This window comes from Candidatus Binataceae bacterium, assembly GCA_036495685.1.
GTDB lineage: Bacteria > Desulfobacterota > Binatia > Binatales > Binataceae > JAFAHS01.
On sequence record DASXMJ010000169.1, the window covers coordinates 1 to 4,378 of the forward strand.

Consider the following 4,378-nt stretch of genomic DNA (forward strand, 5'->3'; position numbering starts at 1 on the left):
AGTTTCTAACCTGGCTCGCGCAGTTTTCGTCGCGAAACCCGGTTTCGCGCAGCGTCATCATGCGCCCGCGTCTTTGACGGCGCTGCGCGTGCCCTCCGGTCTGCTCTCTGCGGCGGCCCGACATTGCGCGCTTATCGGAGCGCGCTTGTCGGGCTCGGGCTCGCGATGTGTGCCGTGCTGCGACGTGGTTTGTATCGCAGGCCGTTGATACGCGCTCCGCTGCGACTATCGATTTGACACGTCGGCGCAGCGACCCTAGACTCCGACTCGGGCGGGCGTAATTCAGTGGTAGAATGCCAGCTTCCCAAGCTGGACGTCGCCGGTTCGACCCCGGTCGCCCGCTCCACGATTTTCCCTTGTAAAATCAGCGGTTTGTGACGATCGGCGGCTTGCACCGCGAACGTTCGGTGCGTTCGCGGCAGCCATTTTCTGGCATTTTTCTGGCGAAATTTGCGGGAACTTGGCGGAAAGCTGGTGAGCTAGAGTGCCAACACGCTCGGGTCTTCGTGACCATCGCGCGTAGTGACGGATGATCATTTCGAGAGTCGTGTGGCCCATCTGGTGCGCGACGTACTGCGGATTTTCTCCGCGCGAAAGTTGCAGCGCGGCATAGGTGTGTCTGCACTGATAGACTGTGCGCCGCCGCAGAGAAGCCTTCACGAGAATTCGTTTCCAATTGCGATCGCGGAAGTTGGTCAGATCGATCGGCCCGCCAGTGTCGTTCACAAACACGAGATCGCCGCGAAGCTGGGTGCGAGCGCGTTGCTCCTGCAGCTCGTCGTTGCTCCTGCAGCTCGTCAACGACCAGCGCGAGCATAGAGTGGAATAGTAATCGACCCGCTTAGGGACTTCAGCGAGGCAGCGCGAGACGAACTCGGAACATTGCGACCATTCTAGTCAAGACGTTCGCTGGTTGTCCAGTTGGTGTAGCCGACGGGGCGAGGGGGTTCAGGTGCTGATAGTGTATGACACAAAGCAGCGGCGTCAGGCGCACAGTCTGGGTATGGCGCCCCGTCAAACGCCCATCTGCGTGAGCGGCGTCAAAAAGTGGGCATCGTGCCGCCGTCAAGAATGTAATCTGCGCCAATAACGAATCCTGCTCGATCTGAAGCGAGAAAACATACTAACTCGGCCACATCCTCAGGCGTGCCTGGCCGCCCAACGGGAATGCCTCCCAGCATGTCCATGATCTGTTGGCGGGCGGCCTCCTCGCTGACACCGGTTCCCTTTGAGATGTCCAGGATCATTCCATGGGCCCCTGAGGTTTCGATGAAACCAGGTGAGATCATCGTGACGCGCACGCCGTTTTTCGCCACTCCCCTTGCGAGACCTTTGCTGTAAGTGCTTAGAGCTCCCTTGGCTGCTGCGTAGGCCAATGTCGAATTGGAGAATGGCATACGGTGGGCGATCGAGGAGATGTGGATAACCGCCCCCGACCTGCGTTCGATCATGCCGGGAATGAAGATGCGGTCTAGTCGAACGGCCGCCAGCAGGTTGAGTTCAAGTATCTCCTGCCAATCTTCGTCCGAGAGCACTTCGAAGCCGCCGGGCCTGGTTTCGGTTCCGCCCACATTATTGACAAGAACGTCGAGTCCGCCCCACTCCTGGCGAATACGATCCGCCACCGATCGTACACCGGAAGCGGTGGCAAGATCCGCCTGCACAAAGAGATCGGCCGTTTGATCATGGAGCGATGGAGAGCGGGCGGTCGTGGCGACAAGGGCGCCGCTTAGTTGAAAGCGGCGTACGATAGCCTCTCCCACACCCTTCGTGCCGCCCGTTACCAGAACACGTTTATCTTTGAACTCCTCGTTAGACAGAGAAAAGGGATAGCTGTTCGTCATGATCGATTCTCCTATCAAAGACGATCGTAGTCGGATCTCGAAAGGCACCCGCTGAAGACTTTCAGATCGGGCCCTGGATCAATTGCCTAACTACTTGTCTCAGGTCAGGGGGTTTGTAGAACTGATGTCGCCGGTAAATCTCCGCGCATTTGTCGTCCAGGGTCTTGATCTTCTCAAACACCTTGGGTGCGACCTCCCGGACCTCGCTCATTCGGCCCCGGGCGAATAGAAGGTTATCCGGATCGACGTAACCTTCCTGGATGAAGCCGCGGGTCTTCTTTGCACATCGGCATGGGTTCGATTTGTTTACCAGTCCGCACTTGTCGTTCATGAAGTTGCGTAGGTCTCGACGCGCGCGGCTCAGTCGCTGACGAAAATTCTCCGTTGTGATTTCCAACACCTCGGCGCCCACCGCGTCGCTCACTGCGAAAATCTCGCCCAGGATGTACGTCAATCGCTGCTCGCGATCGAGGCAAAGCAGCATACCCGAAGTGCAGGCAAGCATAACTTCAGTCACGAGCAGGTTCGTGTCCGGCGATGCGCCTTTCGGATCCGGCAGCTCAAGGTCAGGGGCGTTATCTATTGCATCGCCGTAAGCTGAAAAGGTCGTTATCTTCAGCTCTTCTCGGCCCCGCTTCATGTTGAGCAGGTGATTGAAGACCACCCGATAAAGCCAGGTGCGGAAGCTGCTTCGACCCTCGAACGAAGAGAGCCGGGTCACCACTTTGACGAGGATCTCCTGGGTTGCATCCTCGGCATCCTGCGGATGGTAGAGCATGCGGAGCGCGATGTTGTAGATCCACCCTTGATGGCGCTCAATTAGATGTTCGAGTGCCTCGCGGTCGCCCGAGCGGGTGCGCATCACGAGAGCTTGATCCTCGTGATCGGTGGGTGCGTTGTCGGCCAAAGGATTATTAGTGCTCATCACACACCTCTTTGCTGTCCGCATGCTCTCGTCCGCTCCTTCAGGGCGTATGAGGCATGTGCGAGAAGTGACAGCTCACAATCTTCCATTGCGTGCCCTGTTTGACAAAGACCAAGGTGGTTCGGCCATGGGCGGCTATCGGCTTGCCGTCCTTAGTGGCACCCGTAAACATGTCGTAAGCATTCACTATCCCCACAATATCGTTGTACACGCGGCAGGATGGCTGCCGAAAGCCGAAGCTTATCGAGGCGATACCCTCGAAAGCCTCGTTGAGAAACTTGGCAAAAAGAGGCTTGCCGTCGAACCGATAGGGAACGGTATCAAACACCTCGACGTCGTCTGAAAGCATGTCGAGCACGGTTTTGATATCGCGCTGGTCGAAGGCGTCGGCGAATTTTTGCGCCAGGGTCTGAATTTCATCAACGCTCATGGTCGTATCCTCCTCTCTATTTCATTAGACCCGCGCCGCGACCGAGTGTGACAGAAGCGCCGAGACTTCGGTCACCGAAAGGGCGGGGAGGGGAGCATTGCTCGGTTAATCTGAGCCGCCCACGGTGGTGGAGGACCGATTGGTGGAGTCGAAGAACCCTCCGGCTGAATTTAGGGTCTGATGCCCAAAATAATGCGCAGCAAGCCTGCCACCACACCGCCTATTTACTCGTTCGGCCCCTGCAGCCGATCACGGTTCCTTCACATTGTGATTTCCTGCTGATTACTCAAGATGCCGCGCGATGATCGTAAGCTATTGATTCACGCCACGGCTCAGGCGCAAAGAGCAGCCGACTACATCCTTAACCGAAGCTCTTTGTTTCCGACGAACGATTTCCCGCAACGTTCGGAAAATATAGCGATTGAAAAGAAGTCCGACGACTTCGTTTCGAACAGGTTTCACTAGGTGGGCTAGATCTATGATTCGTTGCGGCGCTCTGCTCATCGATTTTCGCTCACGCGCTTAATGCGCCGCTGTGTCTTCTTGTCTTCTTAGAAGAAGACAAAGGCTCGCACCACGACGTTCTTGCGGCAGGGAGCGTCGGCGGGCGCGGTTGGGTCGATGCAGGCACTGTGGAAAGACCAGCGCGAGACGGAGCCGTCGGTGACCGAGTCGTAGCACTTGAGCATCGAGACCTCGGTCGGCTTCTGCTGGGGAAACCAGTACCACTCGTGGCCGGGGCGGTAGGTGAAGCGGGTGGTCTCGCCGACGCGATCGTCGTAGACGCGGTAGTTGGTGATATACGGCTGGTCAGCAAAAGAAGGCCAGGCACAGAGCACGAACGGGAACTGGCCCACGGTCTCCATCGGCTTGGCGAGGTTGATCGACATGAACCGCCGCGACATCTTCGCGTCGGCCTGCGCCGGGGTGCAGTGCTGCTGACGTCCGAAGTTCCGCAGGTTCTTCGTGAGCAGCTCGCGGCAGCGCACGCGGCCGCTGTTGTCGTTCAGATCGTTATGTACGATGTTGGCGTAGTTCGCGTTTACACCCGGATTCTTGTGGTCCTGATCCTCTGTGCGGTCGCCCTTGTAGTCTTTGTCAAAGACGTCGTGGTTCTAGACGAGCGCATCGGTCGCGCCTGGGAAAAAGTCCAAGAGGAGCTTCTCGATCTCAGGATAG

At 57.5% G+C, this 4,378-nt stretch carries 4 protein-coding genes, 1 tRNA gene and 1 pseudogene; 2 read left to right on the forward strand and 4 right to left on the reverse strand.

The window, feature by feature from the left end:
• Both VGI36_15610 and VGI36_15615 read left to right on the forward strand, forming a co-directional pair.
• A partial coding sequence (locus tag VGI36_15610; GenBank protein HEY2486574.1) for a hypothetical protein occupies positions 1-208 on the forward strand: 208 nt, incomplete at its 5' end.
• 63 nt (positions 209-271) lie between these two features.
• Positions 272-346 (forward strand) — tRNA-Gly (locus VGI36_15615).
• Between the two features lie 694 nt (positions 347-1,040).
• Here the strand turns inward: VGI36_15615 and VGI36_15620 are convergent.
• From VGI36_15620 to VGI36_15635, 4 genes and pseudogenes are all read right to left on the reverse strand, one after another.
• Positions 1,041-1,844 (reverse strand): SDR family oxidoreductase, encoded by an 804-nt coding sequence (locus VGI36_15620; GenBank protein HEY2486575.1) that lies wholly within the window; start codon positions 1,842-1,844, stop codon positions 1,041-1,043.
• Between the two features lie 61 nt (positions 1,845-1,905).
• The gene (locus VGI36_15625) at positions 1,906-2,769 is read right to left on the reverse strand and encodes an RNA polymerase sigma factor (protein ID HEY2486576.1); all 864 of its coding nucleotides are present in this window, start codon (positions 2,767-2,769) and stop codon (positions 1,906-1,908) included.
• Positions 2,770-2,809: 40 nt separating this feature from the next.
• The gene (locus VGI36_15630; GenBank protein HEY2486577.1) at positions 2,810-3,199 is read right to left on the reverse strand and encodes a nuclear transport factor 2 family protein; all 390 of its coding nucleotides are present in this window, start codon (positions 3,197-3,199) and stop codon (positions 2,810-2,812) included.
• Between the two features lie 551 nt (positions 3,200-3,750).
• Positions 3,751-4,257 (reverse strand): annotated as a pseudogene (locus tag VGI36_15635) (CmcJ/NvfI family oxidoreductase).
• Positions 4,258-4,378: the final 121 nt, after the last annotated feature.

Excerpts from the sequence above, each read along its gene's own strand:
- VGI36_15630 (HEY2486577.1), bottom strand. The coding sequence starts at position 3,199 with ATGAGCGTTGATGAAATTCAGACCCTGGCGCAAAAATTCGCCGACGCC.
- VGI36_15620 (HEY2486575.1), bottom strand. The coding sequence starts at position 1,844 with ATGACGAACAGCTATCCCTTTTCTCTGTCTAACGAGGAGTTCAAAGAT.
- VGI36_15625 (HEY2486576.1), bottom strand. The coding sequence starts at position 2,769 with ATGAGCACTAATAATCCTTTGGCCGACAACGCACCCACCGATCACGAG.